The organism is Microcoleus pseudofavosus SVA1_A4 (assembly GCF_036700565.1).
GTDB lineage: Bacteria > Cyanobacteriota > Cyanobacteriia > Cyanobacteriales > Microcoleaceae > Microcoleus.
This window is the reverse complement of sequence record NZ_JAUBPE010000023.1, coordinates 16,699-38,152: the sequence shown is the minus strand read 5'-3', so window position 1 is coordinate 38,152 and position 21,454 is coordinate 16,699. Positions and strand designations below refer to the sequence as shown.

18 protein-coding genes are annotated in these 21,454 nt (G+C 47.1%); 12 read left to right on the top strand and 6 right to left on the bottom strand.

Annotated elements, in window-relative coordinates:
- The first annotated feature begins 126 nt into the window (after positions 1 to 126).
- Positions 127 to 1,329: a catalase family protein gene (locus QUA02_RS12220; RefSeq protein WP_333027977.1), complete on the top strand. Its 1,203-nt coding sequence runs from the start codon at positions 127 to 129 to the stop codon at positions 1,327 to 1,329.
- A 347-nt stretch (positions 1,330 to 1,676) separates the two neighbouring features.
- Here the strand turns inward: QUA02_RS12220 and rpsD are convergent, their stop codons facing one another.
- Positions 1,677 to 2,285, bottom strand: a complete 609-nt coding sequence (gene rpsD / locus QUA02_RS12215; protein ID WP_293143096.1) for a 30S ribosomal protein S4 — start codon at positions 2,283 to 2,285, stop codon at positions 1,677 to 1,679.
- Between the two features lie 42 nt (positions 2,286 to 2,327).
- The gene (locus QUA02_RS12210; protein WP_333027976.1) at positions 2,328 to 2,633 is read right to left on the bottom strand and encodes a hypothetical protein; all 306 of its coding nucleotides are present in this window, start codon (positions 2,631 to 2,633) and stop codon (positions 2,328 to 2,330) included.
- Between QUA02_RS12210 and QUA02_RS12205 the strand changes: the two genes are divergently transcribed.
- Together QUA02_RS12205 and QUA02_RS12200 are read left to right on the top strand one after the other, a co-directional pair.
- On the top strand, positions 2,608 to 3,111 hold the full coding sequence (locus QUA02_RS12205) for a hypothetical protein (RefSeq protein WP_333027974.1): 504 nt from the start codon (positions 2,608 to 2,610) through the stop codon (positions 3,109 to 3,111). The two genes, QUA02_RS12210 and QUA02_RS12205, sit on opposite strands and share 26 nt — an antisense overlap.
- Positions 3,112 to 3,305: 194 nt before the next feature.
- A complete protein-coding gene (locus QUA02_RS12200; RefSeq protein ID WP_333027972.1) occupies positions 3,306 to 3,653 on the top strand; it encodes a rhodanese-like domain-containing protein in 348 nt (115 codons plus the stop codon).
- 92 nt (positions 3,654 to 3,745) lie between these two features.
- Here the strand turns inward: QUA02_RS12200 and QUA02_RS12195 are convergent, their stop codons facing one another.
- Entirely contained in the window at positions 3,746 to 5,470 is a 1,725-nt protein-coding gene (locus tag QUA02_RS12195; RefSeq protein WP_333027970.1) for an AAA-like domain-containing protein, read from the bottom strand.
- A 303-nt stretch (positions 5,471 to 5,773) separates the two neighbouring features.
- On the opposite strand from QUA02_RS12195, the gene metK reads away from it, so the two are divergent.
- From metK to QUA02_RS12160, 7 genes are all read left to right on the top strand, one after another.
- Entirely contained in the window at positions 5,774 to 7,036 is a 1,263-nt protein-coding gene (metK, locus tag QUA02_RS12190) for a methionine adenosyltransferase (protein WP_333027968.1), read from the top strand.
- A 236-nt stretch (positions 7,037 to 7,272) separates the two neighbouring features.
- Positions 7,273 to 8,445 (top strand): glycoside hydrolase family 10-like protein, encoded by a 1,173-nt coding sequence (locus tag QUA02_RS12185; RefSeq protein ID WP_333027967.1) that lies wholly within the window; start codon positions 7,273 to 7,275, stop codon positions 8,443 to 8,445.
- A 461-nt stretch (positions 8,446 to 8,906) separates the two neighbouring features.
- Positions 8,907 to 10,856: a HEAT repeat domain-containing protein gene (locus QUA02_RS12180; RefSeq protein ID WP_333027966.1), complete on the top strand. Its 1,950-nt coding sequence runs from the start codon at positions 8,907 to 8,909 to the stop codon at positions 10,854 to 10,856.
- A gap of 53 nt (positions 10,857 to 10,909) precedes the next feature.
- The gene (locus QUA02_RS12175; RefSeq protein WP_333027963.1) at positions 10,910 to 11,239 is read left to right on the top strand and encodes a hypothetical protein; all 330 of its coding nucleotides are present in this window, start codon (positions 10,910 to 10,912) and stop codon (positions 11,237 to 11,239) included.
- Between the two features lie 154 nt (positions 11,240 to 11,393).
- The gene (locus QUA02_RS12170) at positions 11,394 to 13,355 is read left to right on the top strand and encodes a sensor histidine kinase (RefSeq protein ID WP_333027961.1); all 1,962 of its coding nucleotides are present in this window, start codon (positions 11,394 to 11,396) and stop codon (positions 13,353 to 13,355) included.
- Positions 13,356 to 13,634: 279 nt separating this feature from the next.
- Positions 13,635 to 14,222 (top strand): Panacea domain-containing protein, encoded by a 588-nt coding sequence (locus QUA02_RS12165; RefSeq protein ID WP_333027958.1) that lies wholly within the window; start codon positions 13,635 to 13,637, stop codon positions 14,220 to 14,222.
- 504 nt (positions 14,223 to 14,726) lie between these two features.
- Positions 14,727 to 14,942: a DUF433 domain-containing protein gene (locus tag QUA02_RS12160; protein ID WP_333027956.1), complete on the top strand. Its 216-nt coding sequence runs from the start codon at positions 14,727 to 14,729 to the stop codon at positions 14,940 to 14,942.
- Between the two features lie 20 nt (positions 14,943 to 14,962).
- On the opposite strand, the gene QUA02_RS12155 is transcribed toward QUA02_RS12160, so the two are convergent.
- The 3 genes from QUA02_RS12155 to mnmG all read right to left on the bottom strand — a co-directional run bounded on the left by QUA02_RS12155 (position 14,963) and on the right by mnmG (position 18,762).
- Positions 14,963 to 15,400 carry a hypothetical protein gene (locus QUA02_RS12155; protein ID WP_333027954.1) on the bottom strand — a complete coding sequence of 146 codons (438 nt, stop codon included), beginning with the start codon at positions 15,398 to 15,400 and terminating at the stop codon, positions 14,963 to 14,965.
- 8 nt (positions 15,401 to 15,408) lie between these two features.
- A complete protein-coding gene (locus QUA02_RS12150) occupies positions 15,409 to 16,698 on the bottom strand; it encodes an AAA family ATPase (protein WP_333027953.1) in 1,290 nt (429 codons plus the stop codon).
- 147 nt (positions 16,699 to 16,845) lie between these two features.
- On the bottom strand, positions 16,846 to 18,762 hold the full coding sequence (gene mnmG / locus QUA02_RS12145) for a tRNA uridine-5-carboxymethylaminomethyl(34) synthesis enzyme MnmG (RefSeq protein WP_333027952.1): 1,917 nt from the start codon (positions 18,760 to 18,762) through the stop codon (positions 16,846 to 16,848).
- A gap of 557 nt (positions 18,763 to 19,319) precedes the next feature.
- On the opposite strand from mnmG, the gene QUA02_RS12140 reads away from it, so the two are divergent.
- Together QUA02_RS12140 and psbB are read left to right on the top strand one after the other, a co-directional pair.
- The gene (locus QUA02_RS12140; RefSeq protein ID WP_332980418.1) at positions 19,320 to 19,649 is read left to right on the top strand and encodes a hypothetical protein; all 330 of its coding nucleotides are present in this window, start codon (positions 19,320 to 19,322) and stop codon (positions 19,647 to 19,649) included.
- Between the two features lie 198 nt (positions 19,650 to 19,847).
- Positions 19,848 to 21,377, top strand: coding sequence for a photosystem II chlorophyll-binding protein CP47 (gene psbB / locus QUA02_RS12135; RefSeq protein ID WP_333027951.1), 1,530 nt, complete (start codon positions 19,848 to 19,850; stop codon positions 21,375 to 21,377).
- Positions 21,378 to 21,454 lie beyond the last annotated feature (77 nt).

Genomic DNA, 21,454 nt, shown 5'->3' with positions numbered 1-21,454 from the left:
CGAGCGACATGATAGTTCGGAAACGGCAGTGCCGTTTCCCTACCCCGATTAATTGTAGGGAAACGGCACTGCCGTTTCCTGATAGTTCGACACCGATCGCCCTAATCAGCTTTGCAAAGGTTATTTATGAACAAGAAGTTATTTACCGAATATCCCGAACAGGACGAACGCAAATACTACGATCTTTTGGTTGAGCAGGCCAAGCTTCGGATGGATAATCTTTACGGGGATAAGGAGCGGGCGCTGCGAGATACTCACGCCAAAACTCATGCGTGCGTTAAAGGAACTCTGGAAATTTTTGACTTTGATGAGGAAGAGATTAAACGGGAATTGGGCAAACGCGCTTCGTTAAGTTCTTCGCGACTCAATGCTATTTCCCTTAAGCAAGGTTTGCTAGCAAAACCCAAAGAATATCCTGTTTGGTTGCGATTTGCTAACGGGGCTACCAAAGTATACCCTGATTACGCCAAAGATTCGCGCTCAATTTCAGTGAAAGTGATGGGGGTGGAAGGAGAACGACTGGCGCAAAGCCACGAGTCAAAAACCCAGGATATCATTGTTCACAATTCAGAGATATTTGTGAGCCAAACCATCAAAGACTACTACGGCTTTTTTTCTGCTCTGGTTGAATCACCAGAGACATTGAAAAAGTGGCTAATCCGACATCCCAGACACTTTTTAGCTGTCTCGACGCTTACGGGTAGCCGGACTCCGAAAAGTTTGCTAACAGCCAAATATTGGAGCGGTTCACCCTCTGCTTTGGGTCTCTATCCCGATTTCGATCCCTCCCAGCCTGGTCTAGTTCCTGTCGAATATCCTGCTGTAATTAAGTATGGGTTTACTCCGGTTTCATGCAAACCACCGCACGAGATAATTCCAGAACAATCTCGACCGGGAATTCCTAAAATTCCTTTTGTCGATCGCGCTAAAGCCTTGGGTTTAGATCCCAATCAACCAGACAATTATTACCGGAACGATCTAATTCAAGCCCTGGCGAAACCTGACGCCAAATATTGGTGGGATTTTGGCATTCAGTTCCAAACCAGCCTAAAAATGCCGATCGACGATGGCATCAATGTCTGGAAGGAACAGGAATCACCCTTCTTGAGAGTAGGTCGTCTCACCGTCAAGCATCAGATTATTGATTATGAAAAACAATCTGATTTCAACGAAAACCTGCGATTCTCTCCTTGGAACGGTTTGGCAGTTCATCGTCCAGTAGGCGCCATCAACCGGATACGCGGTGTTGTTTACCCCGTTGTAGCGAATTATCGCCTTCAAAAGCGAGGTCTCGTCCACCAAGAACCAACAGGAGAAGAAACATTTTAAGGGAAGAATTTGGGGTCGGACATCAATTAATCCCATCAGCCAGGTGTCGTCCGAGCAAATGGCAACTCAAGGAAGTTAACCAGCGAAACCTTCAAAAAATCCCATCCCTTTTTAGGGGGTGGGAGTGTTGAAAATTATTAATTCTTAGTCCTCAGTCCTCAGTCCTCAGTTTTGTGTCAGTAGAAATTGATTAATCCCCGTAGGGACACGGCATTGCCGTGTCCCTACTTTATAAACCTCGAATACACGGCAATGCCGTGTCCCTACTTTATAAACCTGGAATACGCTGTAATAATTTCACCTTCAACCAACTGATGACTAATGACCAACAACTGATGACTAATAAATTAAGCTTGCCGCGAGTAGTATTCCACCACTAGCAGTTCGTTAATCTGAAGAGCAATCCATTCGCGTTCGACAATGCCGTTAACTTTGCCAACCAGTTTTTGCTTGTCAAATTCCAAGTGACTGGGCAAGTGAGCCAAGCCTGGGTCTTTGAGATTAGCTTCAACCATTGTGCGCGAGCGCTCTCTATTTTTCACTGCAATCACTTCACCAGGCTTGCACTGATAGCTGGCGATATTGACTTCGCGGTCGTTGACAGTTATGTGACCGTGATTTACCAATTGTCTAGCGGACGGAATGGTTGGAGCCATTCCCATCCGAAACACAGTATTGTCCAAGCGCATTTCCAAGAATTGCAGTAACACTTGACCTGTGGAGCCGGTGACACGGCGGGCTTTGCGGACGTAACGGAGCAGTTGGCGTTCCGTCACACCGTAATTGAAACGGAGTTTTTGCTTTTCTTGCAAGCGAACCGCGTACTCAGAGAGCTTTTTGCGGTTTTGACCGTGCTGTCCGGGCGGATAGTCTCGTCTGGGGGTTTTGCGGGTTAGACCGGGCAACTCTTTCAGGCGACGGACGATTCTCAATCGGGGGCCTCGATATCGAGACATTTATTTTCCTCTCTAATCTCTGTATGCAATTTTATGCAGACTCTATATTATATGTTTGTAACGGTCAAAATTCCAACAAAGATCGATAAAAAAACGATCGACCGCAGCGCGATCCATAATGTGCGGTAAATTCTGAAGTAAAAGCCGATCGGTCGATCGCCCCAACCAGCCAAAAAACTCACAACTTTCATCAGCCATGCACAACCGCAATTTTCCCCGCACTTCTTCCCCAAAGCCAGCACCGACAGGCTCAAGCGCTACGGCGCGCTGGCTCTTGGCTCTCGGCACGCAGCTAGCAGCACTCGGTTTGCTAGCGAGTGCTGTGCCAATCTCGCCAGCATCAGCCATCACTATTAGAATCCCTCGCAATAGGAATCCCTATCGCGTCTGCGCCCTGGAACTAATCGAAGCCGGAGTGGGGGCCGAGGCCGCCGCCGCCGCTTGTGCCGACGCGCTCCACCCCCGCGACATATCGAAATGCGCCCTCCAAATCAACCGCAAAACAAATATTTCTGGTATCGAAGCGCTCTCTAGCTGTCAGCGGGTGAGGCGTCCCAAGGAATTGGCGAATTGCGTAGTGAATATCAACAGCAAAACTCGAACTCAACCTGCGGCTCCGCTGTTAGTGCTCGATGGGTGCCGCCGCAGTTTATTGCCAGAACAGTTTGCTGAATGCGTAGTCGGGCTCAGCGGCAGGCTCGACTTTCCCACTGACAGGTTAATCTCCACTTGTCTCGACCCGACGAGGGACACAGTGAGCTTGGACGGGCGTCCTGCACCTACTCCTCCTGCAGAGCTAATTTCACCGCCTTCTCGGCTCAATTAATTTGTCAGTTGTTAGTTGTCAGTTGTCAGTTGTTAGTTGTTAGTTGTTAGTTGTTATTTGTTAGTTGTTATTTGTTATTCCACAGCTATTAGCTACTGCCAACTGCCAACCGCCAACTACCAACCGCCAACCGCCAACTGCCAACTGCCAACTGCCAACTGCCAACTGCCAACTGACTTCTTCCTTCTAATCAAATGTCAGAAATTTTTGCTCAAATTACAGTCGAAGAATTAGGTCGCCAATTAGCAGAAACCAATGCTGAGAAATTGCAGCTTGTAGACGTGCGGGAACCTTACGAAATTGAACTCGCGGCGCTGCCGGGATTTGTAGCTTTTCCGCTGAGCGAGTTTGCCGAATGGTCTGGTGAAATTGACACTAGACTCGATCGCGACACAGAAACCCTAGTTCTGTGCCACCACGGAGTGCGATCGGCTCAAATGTGCCACTGGCTAGCCGAGCGAGGATTTACCAACGTTAAAAATATCGTTGGCGGTATCGATGCTTACTCAATGGTGGTCGATCGAACCGTCCCCCGCTATTAACCTCAAATCCTGTTCTTAACTTTCGTTTTCTTCAGAGTCCGCGCGGGCGGACTTTGTATGTGTAGAAACGAATTATATTCCCCCGGAATTAGCTAATTAACAGCAGCAAATCGAAAATTTAAAAGCTTACTCATAGTGAGCCGATCGCGCCCCTGCCTTTTCGAGTGATAAAGAGCCTCATCAGCCGCCAGTACCAGCGTTGCTGCATCCTTTTCCGGCCCCGGAACAACGCTGGCAATTCCCAAACTAATCGTTACCACAGAATTAGGCAGACCGTCAAATTTCTCCGGGTTAAAAAAAATATTCAAATCTTTAACTTTCACTCTAATGTGTTCGGCAACAAGCAGAGCGCTTGCCGCATCAGTTTGAGGTAAAATCACAGCAAATTCCTCGCCTCCGTAGCGAGCCGCTACATCAGCAGGACGCTGGAGCGATCGGCGAATTGTCTGGGCTACCTCTCGCAAACAATCATCTCCAGCTTGATGTCCGTAGGTATCATTATATATTTTGAAAAAATCGAGGTCGCACAAAATCAAAGATATCGGAGACCCCTCGCGAGCCATGTTTTTCCATTCCGTTCGCAAGCAACTATCAAAATGCCGTCTGTTGCCAATTTGAGTAAGTTCGTCCACATTCACCAAAGCTTGCAGCCTTTGATTTTCTTGCTGCAACTCCTCAAAACGAACCACCGACAACTTGTCCTCGCACAAATTTTGCCCTTGAAAATACAGGCGGTATAATTCGCAAGACAAACTACAGTTATTTCCCTCTAATTTGACAAGTCCCATGCTGTCTAACTGATAAGCCATCAAAGGTTCGAGGTGAACGCTATTTTTAGCATCGACAACTTGTTGGAATGCGGAAGCGAGTTCGGGCTGCTGTTGAATGGCGATCGACTGATTTTGCAAGTAGTCGCTATAAATTCCCCTGTGAGTAGGAGCTGCTGTTAACAGTTCTTCCAACTCGGCTCGCCCCAGTTCCTTCCCGGGTTCATCCCGATCGACCGACAAACGATTTTGTTGCAAAATTGCCAGGTGATACAGCGCTAAATGCACTAAATAAGGATGCCCGCCTACCATGTTCATTAATTGCTCGATCGGAGCGCTATCGCTCCAGTTCAGTCCGTGTCTGCACGCCAAATCTTGGACTTGTTCAGCAGTAAATTCTGAGAGTTTAATCGGCATTCCTACATTAAATGGAGATTGATTAAGACTCAAAGCAATATAAATTTCTGTCGAGTGAATGACGACGATGCGGAGTTTTTTCCAACTTGAAAATTGTCGAGATTTTTCGTACCAAGAACGAAGCAGTGGGAGGAATTCTTGAGCAATATTGGCGCGTTCAAATACTCTATTGACTTCATTGAGTACCAAGAGAATAGGACTGTCAATTTGTTCGAGCAAATAGTTTTCAAAATAAATAGTGCAGCTTACCTTGCTGCCCATATCTTCATCCCAGAATTCAGCGAGATTTGGTTCGAGTTTGAGTTGCCGAGCGACATTGACACAAAGCCAGCGCAAAAATTTATCTAAACTAGCAAAAACCGCTTCGTCGGCTTGCTGAAAGTCTACAGTTACTGTGCGGTATCCGCGATCGACCGCAGCGTGAATTATCCGCAGCATCAGAGAACTTTTCCCCATTTTTCTGGGAGCTTTAATGCGAATCAGGCTCCCAGGCTTGCTAATTTCTGCGCAAGCTCGGGCTTCGGCTCCTGAGCGATCGATATAAAATGGAGAGTCAATCGGTATTGGGCCGCCGGGAAATTCTAGGTCTGCAACCGTTTGGATTAAGTTCGGTGATTTTTGGATTCCTGCCATAGTCCTTCCGCGAGGCGATACCCTGACTGTATCTTACCTTTGTCAGCTTAGGGGGGTAGACTAGCGGTGCGTCCAAGCTCGATCGAGAATCCTACAAAATCTAAGTTTTTAACGACTTCCCACGACTGACTTTGCTATAGTAGTGTGACTTTACCCAATCTCAAACCCTGCTTCAACACTTCTGCAGACCGACAAAAATTCGACGGCGGCCCAGACGCCATGATTCTTGGCCATTACCTGAAAAATAATTCGTCTGTCGCCGATGTCACGCAGGATTCGCCCCCATCAAAGGAGAAATAATCATTGTCACGCCGCTACCTGTTCACATCTGAATCTGTTACTGAAGGCCATCCCGATAAAATCTGCGATCAAATTTCAGATACCATCTTAGATGCCTTACTGACTGAAGACCCTAAAAGTCGCGTCGCAGCCGAAGTTGTCGTCAACACGGGCTTGATGCTGCTGACGGGAGAAATTACCACTAAAGCTCAGGTAAATTACATAGAATTAGCGCGGAAAAAAATAGCCGATATTGGTTACATCCACGCTGACAACGGCTTTTCTGCCAATAGCTGCTCGGTGCTGGTCGCTCTTGACTCTCAGTCTCCCGATATTGCCCAAGGGGTGAATACAGCCCACGAAAGCCGGGAACAATCGAGTGAAGAGGAGTTGGATTCGATCGGCGCTGGCGACCAAGGCTTGATGTTTGGTTTTGCTTGCAACGAAACGCCGGAAATGATGCCTTTGCCGATCAGTCTGGCGCACCGGATTTGCCGTCAACTAGCCGCAGTCCGCAAAACAGGTCAGTTATCTTACCTGCGTCCCGACGGCAAAAGCCAAGTTACGGTAATGTACGAGGACGGCAAACCTGTTGGCATCGATACGATTTTAATTTCTACGCAGCATACTGAGACGATCGGCGAGATCGCAGAAACGGCCGCAGTTCAAGCCAAGATTAAAGCAGACCTTTGGACTGCTGTCGTCCAACCCGTGTTTGCCGATATTAGCGTGAAGCCGGATGCACAAACTCGCTTCCTTGTCAACCCAACCGGCAAATTTGTGGTCGGCGGGCCTCAAGGAGATTCGGGTTTGACAGGGCGCAAAATTATTGTGGATACCTACGGCGGCTATTCCCGGCACGGCGGCGGCGCTTTTTCTGGGAAAGACCCTACCAAGGTAGACCGCAGCGCGGCTTATGCTTGTCGCTACGTTGCTAAAAACATCGTGGCGGCCGGTTTGGCCGAAAAGTGCGAAGTGCAGTTGAGTTATGCGATCGGCGTGGCGCGGCCTGTCAGCATGATGATCGAAACTTTTGGCACTGGGAAAGTTGATGACGATCGCCTCTTGGAAGTTGTGAAGCAGCATTTTGAACTGCGTCCTGCGGGCATCATTCAGGCATTTAACTTGCAGAATTTGCCTGCTGAAAGAGGCGGCCGTTTCTATCAAGATGTGGCGGCTTACGGTCACTTCGGACGCACTGATTTAGACTTGCCTTGGGAGCAAACTGATAAGGCCGAACTTTTGAAAGAAGCTCTGAGCCAGCAGTTGTCTGGAGTAGCTGGATAGTATATTTTTGGGGCGCGCACTGCGTGCCTCATATTATGTTCGGTTGCACGAGAGTAGGGAAACGGCAATGCCGTGTCCCTACTGAATATCGGACGTGGCAATGCCGTTTCTTGCGCCCCAAAATAATCATGAGTAGGGACACGGCACTGCCGTCTCCTCCTGATTATTTCGGTGCAACCGGAATTAATATAACGTGGCGTGCGCAGTGCGCACATTACAAAAAATAGAATAAATAAATGCCATTTTTTACACCTTTCCAGTCAGCAATTCGCAGTGTTTCTTCGGAAATCAAACAGCGGTTAGCGGCTGGATTTTTTGCAGCAAATCCATCAGGGCTGCCAAGTTCGTTTGCGGCTGACAATGCTGGTCGAATTCGCGGCGTTTGGATACCCAGCACCGACTGCAAAGTTCTCACCTCAAAACAGCGGATTGCTGAGGCAATGGACTTTCTCGCCGATACGGGATTTAATACAGTTTTTCCTGTAGTTTGGAACCGGGGTTTTACTGCTTATCCTTCTCAAATTATGCGCGAACAATTTGGGGTGGAAATTGACTCCAGGTATCAAGGTCGCGACCCTTTAGCCGAATTAATTGTTGAGGCTAATAGAGTTGGTTTAAAAGTGATTCCTTGGTTTGAATACGGATTTGTGAGTTCTTACAATCTCAACGGCGGTCATTTGCTTGCGAAAAAACCTGAGTGGGCGGCGCGCGATTGCAGCGGCAATTTACTTAAGAAAAATAACTTTGAATGGATGAACTCTCTTGACCCGGAAGTGCAAGAATTTTTGCTGGGGTTGATGGTGGAAGTTGCTAAGAATTATCCGGTAAACGGCGTTCAAGGAGACGATCGCATTGCGCTTCCGGTAGAAGGCGGTTATGACGAAAAAACGGTTAAACGCTACCGAGAAGAGTGCGGTAGAGAACCGCCGTCGCATTGTAGAGAGCGACATTGGCTGCACTGGCGCGCTGATATTATTACTGAGTTTGTGGCTCGTTTGCACCGAGAATTGAAAGCGATTAATCCTGATTTGTTGCTGTCGATGTCGCCGAGTCCTTATGAATGGGGACTTGTGGAATATTTGCAAGATTCTCAAGCTTGGGTTGACAAAAAGTTGGTCGATATGCTTCACCCGCAGTTTTACCGCCGGGATTTTAAGGGTTACAAACAATTGGTCGATCGACTAATTGGAGAACAGCTTAGCGGCGAGCAACAGCGGTTCGTGTCGCCCGGTATCCTGTTGGCGAATCGAGGCAGCAATTATAGCATGACTCCCGAGCTGTTGTTACAAGTAATTGCTTACAACCGCTGTCGCGGCATTCAAGGAGAAGTGCTGTTTTTTTACGAAGGTTTGCGAGATAACGGTAACGCTTTGGCTGAGGTTTTGAAAAATGGGCCCTACGCTCGTTGACACTTTCCCGGAATCAAGCTGTTTTCGGTTCGCTCAGTTCAACAGAGCCGATCGATATTTCCAGCCAACTTGGTATAAAATGAGATGTTGCACCATTCTCAATAAGCTTTATGAACAGGCAAGATGCCTGTTCCACAAATAGTCAATTTTCTCGCTTCACAGGCATCTTGCCTGTTGCTGACAAGGGTGCAAGATGTGAGTATAAAATGATATAGCAGAGTTAGGCTATATAAAAACCCAGCGATGCCAAGCAGCAAGCGCTACTAATTGTCAAGCCGATCGCCCAAAAAAAACAGATAATTAATCATTGGGGAGTTGAAAAAATAGTGGAATCGGACATATTTTATAAGTGGTGCAACTTTTTTTGAGCAGTTGAGTGTTGTAGGCGCCGCCGTATTTTTTTAAGACAGCGAGTTTTAAAGAGCAATCTCCAGCGATCGCCAAAATATTAGGATAAATCAATGGACTCAGCAGCAACCCTCATCCAACAGCTACCAGAGCTCAGCGATGCTCAATTCAACCAAAAATATTTGAAACAAAAACAAGGGATGCACACCTTGGCCGAACTTTTGCCGCAAGTAGAACAGCAAAGTCTGGCTTTGCGCGCAGTAAAATTAGCCCTAAAAGTAAATTTAAAACTCGGCTCGAAGCTAGCAGGAACGGTAAAGCCAGAATTTCAAAAAGCAACACTAAGATTAATCGGAAAAATCAAAACTTCGCCGCTGCTCAAAATTCAACTGCTGGCACTAACAAGTTCCGATATGGCAATTCCGATGCTAGTCAAAGCATTGAACCACAAACAAAGTTCAGTGCGCCTCCATTGCATTCGGGCGATCGGGAAAATAGGCTCTCCTGCTGCGGTAATTGAATTAGCCCGATCGCTAGAATCGGAAGATTCCCAAGTGCAAGCTTGGGCGGCTTGGGCCCTAGGAGAAATTGACTCGAAACCAGCAGCCTCCGCACTGCTCAAAGCCCTCAACCACAAAACCTCCGGGGTGCGCGCCTGGGCTGTTTGGGCCTTGGGCAAAATTAACCCGAAAACAGCAGTCCCCGCACTGATCGAAGCCCTCCAACACCAAGACTCCGAGGTGCGCTGGCGGGCGGCGGTCAACTGCGGAAAAATCGGCATCTCTGATGTGGTTCCCGGGCTGCTGAACGCCCTCAGAGACGAAAATCAGATCGTGCGCGCTAGGGCTGCGGCGGCTTTGGGGAAAATCGGCGATCGATCGGCAGTACCCCGCTTAGTAGAATTGCTGCACGATCCTGACTCCCATGCAGTTTCTTTGAGGGCCGCCGAGGCCTTGGGACAAATCGGCACGGAAAAGGCTGTGGCGGGTTTGCTGCAAGCCCTCAACCATGACGACTCAGACGTGCGCGGCAGTGCAGTTTCTGCCTTGGGGGAAATCAGCAGCGAGGTGGCTGCGGTGGCGGTAATGCGATCGCTCTCGGATCGAGACATTTTCGTCCGCGGCAGGGCGGCGGTTGCCCTCGGGAACATCAATACAGCCGGAGATGCTAACTTGCAAAAAATGGCGACAGCGGGACTGGCGATCGCAATCGGCGACAGCGAATCTTATGTCCGGTGGAGAGTTGCTGCTGCTTTGGGGCAAATTGGGACAGAGGAATCTGTAGCAGGTTTGGTGCGGCTGCTGGGGGACGAAACCTCTGGAGTGCGCCAAAAGGCTGTTAAATCCCTCGCTCAAATTGCCTCTCCTGCTGCTCTTTTGGCTTTAGAAGCAGCTTTAAACCGCGAATTTGCTGACGTTCGCGCCCTGGCTGCCCAATACTTGCCGGATGCCAGCACTGAGGCAGAAACCGTTGATTTAGATCCCTCAGCTTCCGCAGATTTATCGGTTGAAAAACTGCCGAAAATCCTCATTGCTTCGGAAGCAGAAGCCAGCGAATACATTGTCGCTCGCGCTGCGGGGCGCGAGCTCAAATACCTGATCTCGATCGGCAGTCCCGGCGTACCCGAACCCAAAATCTTTCACAAAGTCCCGAACCGACTGCTGTTGGAGTTTAACGACCTCGACACCCCCGTTGACGACCCCGATCGGGTTTTGCCTGCACTTGATGATGTACTCCAAATTATTGATTTCGCCCTCAAAATGTCGGCGCGCCCGGGCAAGCTTCTCGTTCTCGGCCAAAGCGGCATCAGCCGTTCAACGGCCGCAGCTTTGACTGTTTGTGCTGCGGTTTTGGGTCGGGGAAAAGAACGGGAAGCTTGGGCCTTGGTGCTCGCCGCCAGACCCCAAGCCCGGCCGAATCGCTGGATTGTCGAATTGGCTGATGAAGCTTTGGGTAGAAATGGCAAGTTAGCAGCAGCGATCGAATTGACCGCCGCCACGGACAGAGATCGCAATTGCCAACAGTTGACTCGCAGGAACTCGGTTTCTTTTCGTAAGTCCTAAAGTTATACTCAGCTTACACGACTTCGCTTCAGACTTGTCTTTGCGGGGCAGCGATGCCAAAAGTCGATCGCCGGGGTGCAAAAGTTCGATCGGCTCCTGCATTGGTGACATTCTGTGCTATAAAGTCGTCGGATGCTCAACAAAAACCGTCAAGCAATCGTCGCATTGCTGGCAGCAAAACCCCAAAGCTGAGGAATCGGGTGCATTGTCAACAGACAATATCAGCTTTGGGGAGTTCACAGGCAAAACACATCAGACAGAATTTTCTGCCTGTAACATTCCATGCGGGAATAATTCACTGCTGGGATGAATTTTTATTTTTTGCCTGCTACAGACTTTTACGAGTCGAAAAAGTAATTTGGCAACAGCCATCAAGAGGCTAATTATCTATTAGACATCAACCGAATTTAAGTTTCTCCTGTGACTCGACAAGAGTGAAAGATGCTTTTTCGCAGATGTCTGCTAGAGAATAGACAAGCTTTTCCGTTTGGAGAACATAAGAGCGTGGTAGATTCTAACAGAATACAGCGGTTGCATATGTCAAAAATTAACTTGCTCAAAAAAACAGGTAAGGAAGCAAGTTTATCGGTTGCGGTTTGGGAAGGCAATGGCGAGTTTAATCCAGAGTTAGAAGCATTTAACCAGCAGGAAAAAACTGTAGAAACGCGAAAACTTAACCCAAAAAATAGCAATGTAGGTAAACTGATGCGGATTTTTATTTCCGAAAAAGTGGATTCTGTAGAAACCGCTCGCCAAAAATCATCAATCCATGATTTTGTAGAAAAATCATCCTTGAAACTCAGCAAAATGTTGCCATCTAAAATTGGCGGTTGGCCCATCCATCAAAAAATTGGTGGCGGATATTTTCTGGCAATTGGAATCGGCTTTGTTGGCTCCCTGAGTGGACTGCTAATCGCCGATTACTACCAAGGACAAGGAGTAAACCAACTCCAGGATGCTCACCTGCAAGCCCAATTGCTGGGCAATTTTAAAGATGCAGCGCTGGCGGCGCAATTGCAGGGAGCACAGCTAGATTCTTTTGTAGACAATTCCGCCCAACTACAATTGCAGAAAGAGCAGTTGGTCGCGAGTATTACTAAGGCGAAAAACCTGCGCTTGCAAATAGAAAACTTTGCCGACAGCCAACCTGCATGGCTGGCCGCAGAACCTGCGACTCTCAAAGCTTTACTGCAAGATTGCACAAAAAATTTAGAATCCTACGCCGATACTCTCCAGTCAAGTTTGCAGCAAATCCAGCGATCGCAATTATCACCATCGGAGATAGAGTCGGCCCGAAAATTGTTGGCGACACAAAGCGGAGAAGGTGCAAAAGTTCTCGACAGCCGCCTTCAGGAATTGAACACAATCCTTAACATGGCCCAGCAGCAAGAAGGGCAAGGCGGTCAAGTGATGGAAGACGCCCAAGGAATCGAAAAGGGCATAATTATTATTAGTATGCTGCTGTCGGTAGCAGTGGCTGGAGTTGTGGCTGACCGCACCAGTCGGGCGATCGCCAAACCGGTTGTCAGCGTGACTCAGGTGGCCGAACAAGTAGCCGCCGAGTCTAATTTTGACTTGCGAGCCCCCGTCACCGCACAAGGCGAAATAGGCTCTCTGGCTGTCTCTCTCAATCACCTAATCGAGCGGGTTTCGGAACATACAAAAGAATTGAAACAAGCTAAGGAAGTCGCCGTCGCCGCTAACACTGCTAAAAGCCAGTTCTTAGCAAATATGAGCCACGAATTGCGGACGCCTTTAAATGCGATTATCGGCTACAGTCAACTACTTTTAGAAGATGCGCGGGATGCGGGGTGCAAGGAATTTGTACCCGACTTGGACAAGATTGAGAAAGCGGGCACGCACCTGCTATCTTTAATTAACGATATCCTCGATTTGTCAAAAATTGAAGCGGGGGGGATGAAACTCGAAATCCAGGAGTTTGACATTGAATCGCTGGTTGACAATGTTGCGAGTGCCGCGAAACCGTTGGTAGAAAAAAATGGTAATGTTTTGGAGATTGAGTGCGATCGAACTGCGGGTATCATTCACGCAGATTTCAAAAAAGTGCGGCAGGTTTTGATGCACCTGCTGAGTAATGCTGCCAAGTTTACGAAAAACGGCAGGGTGAAAGTCAGTGTCAGCCGCATTGCAGGAAGCGGCAAATTGAATCCAGCAGAATCGGGTGTTGACAATTCAATTGCTGCGGGTGAAACTCATTCTGGGGCGATCGCTTGTCCCCTGCTGAATGTTGAAGAGTCGGATTGGATTTGCTTATCTGTTAAGGATACCGGAATTGGAATGTCCCAAGAACAAAAGCACAAATTGTTTGAAGCTTTTGTGCAAGCTGACTGTTCAACAACGCGACAGTACGACGGCGCGGGATTGGGGCTGACACTTAGCCGCCACTACTGTCAGATGATGGGCGGGGAGATTTTAGTAGAAAGCGAGGAGGGGAAAGGGTCTATTTTCACTGTGCGGATACCGGCGGGAAATGGGTGATGTGATGTTTGGCCGCAGTATTTGGGCGACAATTCGGTTTGTTGCAAAGCTGTTGTTTTGCGTCCAAATGCTTTACTCTTGTCAGTGGGGGCGATGGAACCGGGGCGCGATATTTTATTTTTCCCAGATGTCTATTTAATTAAGTTGGTATAATGCGGCTTATTACAAAGTTTTCAGTATTCTTGCACTATTTGCAGGCTTCGTCTATAATAATTATGTGTTGACATTTTGCAAATTTGTTAAAATAAAAAACGTTTATTTAAGGATGTGGATTGAGCCATGATTGACTGTCTCAATGCTGCTCGCTACTTCATTATGAAAGCTTATGAGGATGGTCTAGAAGCTGAAATGACCAATATGAAGGTTCAAAAGCTTCTATATTATGCTCAGAGCTTGCATTTGGCGCTATACAATGAAGCATTATTTGAAGAAGAAATCCAAGCATGGCGCTACGGCCCAGTTTGTCCTCCTGCTTATAAGTTCTACAGTGAGTTTGAGGCTAAACAACTACCAATTCCTCAGCAAGAATCCTTGTTAGAGCTTCCGCCTGAGAAGAAAGAACTTTTAGAAGAAATTTGGGAATACTTCGCTGGCTACCATGCTTATCGACTGAGTGAGATGACTCACGGAGAATTTCCTTGGAAGAAAGCTCGTAAAGGTCTACCACCTCAAGCAAGTTCAACTGAGCCAATTCTGCTGAATGACATGAAGGAATTAGGTTATCAAAAGCTCGATCGCATTGAACGCGATCGACCTGCATACGAACTAGCAATGTCTGAAACTGTGAACAATGCGTTTGCTTCGGAATCCTTAAATCGTATTGGCAAAGGAGAAGTGCATGACTGGCTCAACTCCCTTCTCGATTGAAGCATCCGATAATTTCAAGCGTTCTTTCAAAAAACTTGCAAAAGTTCACAGAGATAGCTTTGTTGCGCTAATTGGAAAAACTTTGGAAGATTTGATAGACGATCAATATCCCCACAACTCTCGTAATGAACCTCTACCCGGAAAAACTCAGTTACCGGAAGACTGGACATTTCATAAATTGGAAATCAGGTTTGCAAAAGGGGCTTCGGGGCAAATTAGACTGATGTACTTGGTTAACGCTACTACTTGCACAATTAGACTGGTTTGGATTTACAATCATGAGCAGTTTGCGAAACGCCCTGCTAATGATGATCTAAAGAGTGTGCTCAGAGAAATTCTAGATTTTTAAGTCTAAATCCTAACCTAAAATTTGCGGTTACTTAGGCAGCGTATCACTACCGCTCCGATCGCCCTTATCGATTTCTCGTGTCGCGATCGCAACCAGCTTTTGTATAATAACAGAATCTTACCTCTAATCAAACAGCTTGAGGCACAAGGAATAACTTGTTAACTCGTATTACCCAAACACCCTGCCAGTGCGGTGGTCGCCCTTGCATTCAAGGCATGAGAATTCAGGTCAATGATATTTTAGAAATGTTGGCAGAAAATGTCAGTGTAACTGAAATTTTGGAAGACTTCCCCGATTTGGAACCTGAAGACATCCAAGCCTGTCTGCTGTTTGCTGCACGACGCACTGATTTTACTCGATTGACAGCATGAATATTTGGATTGATGCTAAGTTACCCCCCCACCTTGGTGCTTAAATCATACTCATCTTGAATATTTTTGACTCGGAAATTAGCATTAAACTTTTTCTTAAACTGACTTTGTAGCTGCTGTATACTTGTTGTTTGTCTAGGCACACGAGTAGACACGACAAAACATAGCTTCTTGATTTTTTGGGGATTGTCCGAAAGTAATCGGATAGTTGATTCTATTTGTGCAACTGCATGGACAATATCGCTTCCCTTCAACTCCACATATATTTCTACTTCATCCGAAGGCATAAGTGCGTAGTCACAACGCAAAGTCTCGTTATCACTGATCGCGCAGCCATCAACCTTAATTGTTAATATTTTGTCTTGATTTGGGTTGAGGAAAGTTATTTTACTTTTGTTTTCCTGCAATACAATTTTTGTGTCACATCTATATTCCTCACACTCTGGAATACTTTTCATATACAAATTCAAACTAAGTTCAGAAGTTGCTCGAATTCAATAGCTAGGTCATCAGAAACAGCATCAATCACTTTTGCATCTATCAACCCAGTCTCAGGACACACAATACTACTGCATTTTCCATCCATTAAAACATAGGCTGAAAGATCGGAAACATCTACTGATTTGTATCTAGACACAATTTTTTCTAATTGACGCTGCACATCTCCGCTGGATTCCTGATAAAGGAGACCAGCCTGGAGTAAATTATTAAATGCTGTTAGGATATAGGGACTATGGGTCGTTATGAAGAATTGAAGTTGCTCCTTGCGACAATTAAATACAGTAGCAATCAGTTCGACAACATTACGCTGTGCGCTGGGAAATAAATGCGCTTCTGGCTCCTCAATATACACTGTCTGCCCGATACCCGATGAAGTTAGAAAAGGTAGTGCAGCTAGCATGATTGTCAGAGGCAATGTTTCCTGTTGACCTGAAGATGAGTTTGCAATACTAATCCGTCTTCCATCTGCCACCTCCAGAAAGTCTTTCCCTTTTTCGTGTACGTGCTTCCCACATAGAGAATTTTCTATTAGCCTGTCTATTTCCTCTTGTATATCTTTGGCATTTGTTTCTGCAAGCCTACTTCTAGATACTATAGCGGAACGTTTTATATTTTCATATGTTGAACCAAACTCTCTTAGAAATGGATCTAGCGCGTTATTACTCGACAAAAAAGAAAAGATGTTATTCTGAAGATTAGCAAAAAAAGAGCGGCCGGCAGGAATAAACAACTGACTAAACGCTGCCTCTCGACTGATAGATTTTACTAAAGATTCTACAAAGAAATCTCTCAAAACCTGGTTGATTACATATAGCCGATCGAAACTCTCATACTTAGGATATTCTTCAGAATATTGAGCTATTATTTTTTTTAATAAATTGCGTAGCTCTGTAAATTCCTTCTTGAATAATTCTGAATAGCTGAGCACAATCTTGCCTTTAGACTCCTTTTTTTTACTAACTTCTATAAAAATGTTTGCAATCTCATACCTGATAAAAAAATCTTGTTTTCCCCAAGAAGCAGGAGGAAAATATTCCTCAAATTTTTTGGAATAGTTGGAATCTAGATTGCGTTTTGTCTGCTCGTTCTCTACAACAGATAAAATTTCCCATACGAAGTTCTTAAAATAGAAAAGAAGTTTGGCGCAAACACTTTTACCACTGGCTTGGGGGCCAATCAGTATATTTATGCGCTTGATCTCAATCTCCAAATCTGTGATACCAGCAAAGTTTTTAACTGTTAATTTTTCAGCCATAACTGGAATTCAAGCACGGGAAAGGGTTCTACTATATTTTAACATTCAACTTTGACTTTCTCGGTTTGTAGTAAAGACTTTATTCCTTATTAGATCAAAGATTTAAGAAAGGAATGAAGTCCTTACTACAAACTGTATCAAATCGGATTATTTTCCCACACCAGCCGGTTGCTGACGGTTTCGCACTTCCAGAAAAATCAACAAAGCATTAACATCAGCCGGATTCACCCCACCAATCCTCGATGCTTGGCCAATAGTCAATGGCCTCACCTTTGTCAACTTTTCCCGCGACTCCTTCGAGAGAGTTGTAATTGCCATGTAATCCAAATCCGCAGGCAATTGCCGGCGTTCGTGTTTGGCAATGTCATCGATTTGATTTTGCTGTCTTTGCAGATAGCCAGAATATTTGATGTCAATTTCTGCACCATCTTTCTCAGCCAACTTCAGACTAGAATTGCCTAAATTGTAGCGTTCCAAATCCACATAATGAAAACCCGGACGGCGCAGCAAATCAGCGAGAGTAATTGAACCTTTAATCGCTTGTTGGGTGTCAGCAAAAATTGCCTTACCAACTTCCTCGTGTTCTTTCACCCGGGTCGAGTACAAGCGTTCTTTCTCTGCCACAATATTAGCTTGTTTCCGCTCGAACAACTCCCAGCGCCGATCGCCAATCAAACCAATTTCCCGTCCCAGGGTCGTCAAGCGTTGATCCGCATTGTCCGATCGCAACAACAACCGATATTCCGATCGCGAAGTCAGCATCCGGTAAGGTTCCCGCAAATCCTTCGTACACAAATCATCGATCAGAGTACCGATATAACTTTGCTCGCGAGGAAACACAATCATCTCCTGATTTTTCGCGAATCTAGCCGCATTAATCCCCGCCACAATCCCCTGTGCAGCCGCCTCCTCATATCCAGTCGTACCGTTCACCTGACCCGCGCAAAATAGCCCTTCAATCTTCTTAGTCATCAGCGTTGGAAAGCACTGAGTTGCCGGCAAATAATCGTACTCCACAGCATAAGCAGGGCGCATCATCTCGCACTTTTCCAAACCAGGAAGAGTCCGCAACATTTGCAATTGCAAAGTTTCCGGTAAACCAGTAGAAAAACCTTGGATATAAAGTTCAGGAATATCTCTCCCTTCCGGTTCAATAAAAATCTGGTGACTTTCCTTATCCGCAAACCGCACAATCTTATCTTCAATACTCGGACAATAGCGCGGACCCTTCGCATCAACCCAGCCGCCGTAGACTGGAGAAAGGTGCAAGTTATCTCTAATTAACTGGTGAGTTGCTGGCGTAGTTCGAGTCAAATAACAAGGCATTTGTTCCCGTTCGATCCAAACTTCTGGATCGAAACTAAACCAGCGAATATCTGTATCTCCCGGCTGCGGTTCCAGGTTTGTGTAATCGAGGGTGCGTTTGTCAACTCTTGCCGGAGTTCCTGTTTTTAACCTGCCAGTTTCAAAGCCCAAACGGTTGAGAGTTTCCGTCAAACCAACGGCGGCAAATTCTCCAGCGCGTCCAGCCGGCATCGACTTATTGCCCACCCAAATTGTGCCGCCTAAAAAAGTGCCTGTTGTCAGAATTACGGCTTTGCATTCAAAGGCGACACCGAAGTATGTTTCAACTCCGATTACTTCTTCGTTTTTGCCCAAAACTAAGTCTGTCACCATCGCTTCCCGGATGGTCAAATTCTCTTGATTTTCAACAATATTGTTCATGACAGCGGCGTATTCCCGCTTGTCTGTTTGTGCTCTCAGCGCCCACACTGCGGGGCCTCTCGAAGAGTTGAGGATGCGTTTTTGTAAGTAAGTGCGATCGGCCATTTTGCCAATTTCGCCACCTAACGCATCCACTTCGTTAGTGAGTTGAGTTTTAGCCGGGCCGCCGACAGCGGGATTGCAAGGTTGCCACGCAATTTTGTCGAGGTTGAGGGTAAGGAGAAGGGTGCGACAGCCGAGGCGAGAAGTGGCGAGGGCGGCTTCGCAGCCGGAGTGTCCGGCACCAACTACGATGATATCGAAACTGTCTTGGAATTGTACTGGTGTTTGTGCGGTCATGGTCTGCGTTTGAGCGGCAAGGACTCGTACTTTATTTTAGCAGTAATGTCGAGGGTTTTGGGATTGATTTTTTGGCAAAAATATTGATTGGTGATTTTTAACCGCAGATGAACGCACATGAAGGCGGATGGATGTCTGGTTTAATCTGAAGTTGGCTGGTCGATTAGGATAAAATTAGGGCATATTAATTGAGTGAAGATTATGCGATCGACTGCCAGCGACCAAAAGGGCAAAATTACCACAACCTTGTGAGGGCGACAAGGCACATCTGAATGTTTAAAACTTCCAGGCCCAAGCGAGCCCCTGTGAGGAGTATTCCCCCTCGAAAAGCTGGGAATTGCACTCGACATAAAAAATCAAAGATTGGATCTTTTGCCGATTAGCCAGACCGAAACTTATCTGACAATTTTGTAGATTGCTCCCCAACAGCTAGAAAATTACCTACTTCTTCTCTACTCTTCCTTCGCGTCATAAGCCTCTTCGCAGTTAAATAATTCCGTACAATTGCAGTTTTACGCTATGTTAGACAAAAAAATCTCAACAAGCGTACACAACAAATGAAATATTTCTTCTTATCCGACGGCTGGAAAATTGGGCGCGTCTGGGGGGTTGGCGGCGAGTGGACAGCAGCCGGCTGGAGACGCCAGCCAGACATCCAACAGCTCAACCTCTGCCTTTGGGATCGCAAAGAAAAAATGTGGCTCTACCGCGTAGAAGACGCCGTACTCATGGTAGAAGTCCAACCCGGAGCCACCCTCGATCCCGCCGATCCCGCAAAAAATATCGGCAACGTCACGCTTACCAGACTGATCGATGCCGAGCAAGTCCTCGAACGCCTCGGGACGATCGCCGCCCGCTGCGAAATGGGCAACCCGCAACTAATGTAATGCCCAACATATTGCAATCGGTTCTAACACTCGATACACTTCTTTAAATAACTTTCATTTTTATGCTTCCACCTTTGAAGGTAGATGGCATTCGGCAAAAGGCAGAGTTTAAACCCAGCAGGTAACTGCTGGGGATTCAGAATCTGAATTTTCCGTAAAAATAGACATCATCACTTACACCTTGGAGAACCGCAGTCAATGGGACTACCCTGGTATCGCGTACACACAGTCGTCTTAAATGACCCAGGCCGATTGATTTCTGTACACTTAATGCACACTGCCCTCGTGGCAGGTTGGGCCGGCTCGATGGCCCTTTACGAACTAGCAGTTTTTGACCCCACAGACCCAGTTCTGAACCCGATGTGGCGTCAAGGGATGTTCGTGTTGCCGTTCATGACTCGCTTGGGAGTCACGGGTTCTTGGGGCGGTTGGAGCATCACGGGCGAAGGTAATGTCGATCCTGGCTTCTGGTCTTTTGAAGGCGTCGCCGTCGCTCACATCATCCTCTCGGGCCTGCTGTTCTTAGCCGCAGTTTGGCATTGGGTATTTTGGGACTTAGAACTTTTCAGAGACCCTCGCACCGGCGAACCCGCCCTCGACTTGCCAAAAATGTTTGGCATTCACCTGTTCCTCTCCGGCTTGCTCTGCTTCGGCTTCGGCGCATTTCACCTTTCGGGACTTTTCGGTCCGGGAATGTGGGTGTCCGACCCCTACGGCCTGACCGGTCACGTCCAGCCAGTGGCACCTTCTTGGGGCCCTGAAGGCTTTGACCCGTATAATCCGGGCGGCATAGTGGCTCACCACATTGCAGCGGGCGTAGTCGGCGTAATTGCCGGTTTGTTCCACTTGACAGTGCGGCCGCCGGAACGTCTTTACAAAGCCCTGCGGATGGGGAATATCGAAACTGTACTTTCTAGCAGTATCGCTGCCGTGTTCTTTGCAGCTTTTGTGGTTGCGGGTACGATGTGGTACGGTTCTGCTGCTACTCCGATCGAGCTTTTTGGCCCGACTCGCTATCAGTGGGACGGAAACTATTTCCAACAAGAAATCGATCGCAGAGCTCAAGCTAGCTTAGCCGGAGGCCAAAGCTTCCAAGAAGCTTACGAACAAATTCCCGAAAAATTGGCTTTCTACGACTACGTGGGCAACTCTCCAGCTAAAGGCGGTTTGTTCCGCGCCGGCGCGATGGTCAACGGCGACGGTATTGCTAAATCTTGGCTGGGTCATCCAGTATTTACTGACAGCGAAGGTCGGGTATTGTCGGTTCGCCGCCTCCCCAACTTCTTTGAAACTTTCCCAGTAATTTTGACGGACAAAGATGGAGTCGTTCGCGCTGACATCCCCTTCCGCCGCGCTGAATCAAAATACAGCTTTGAACAAAGCGGAGTTACTGTCAGCTTCTACGGCGGCGAACTTAACGGTCAAACCTTTAATAATCCTCTAGATGTTAAGAAGTTTGCTCGCGCCGCCCAAAAGGGTGAAGTATTTGATTTCGATCGCGAAACCTTGAATTCTGACGGGGTTTTCCGCACTTCCACTCGCGGTTGGTTCACTTTCGGACACGTTTGCTTTGCTTTGCTGTTCTTCTTCGGCCATCTCTGGCACGGTTCTCGGACTATTTTCCGCGACGTGTTTGCTGGAGTTGAGTCCGACATGGAAGAACAAGTCGAGTGGGGCTTGTTCCAAAAGGTGGGCGACTTGACCACAAGAAAAGAAGAATCTCTCTAGATTTCGGCCGCCTCTGGGTAGCCGGGAAACTTCCCCAGTGCACAAAAACCCGGTTTCTTGAAGAAACCGGGTTTTTT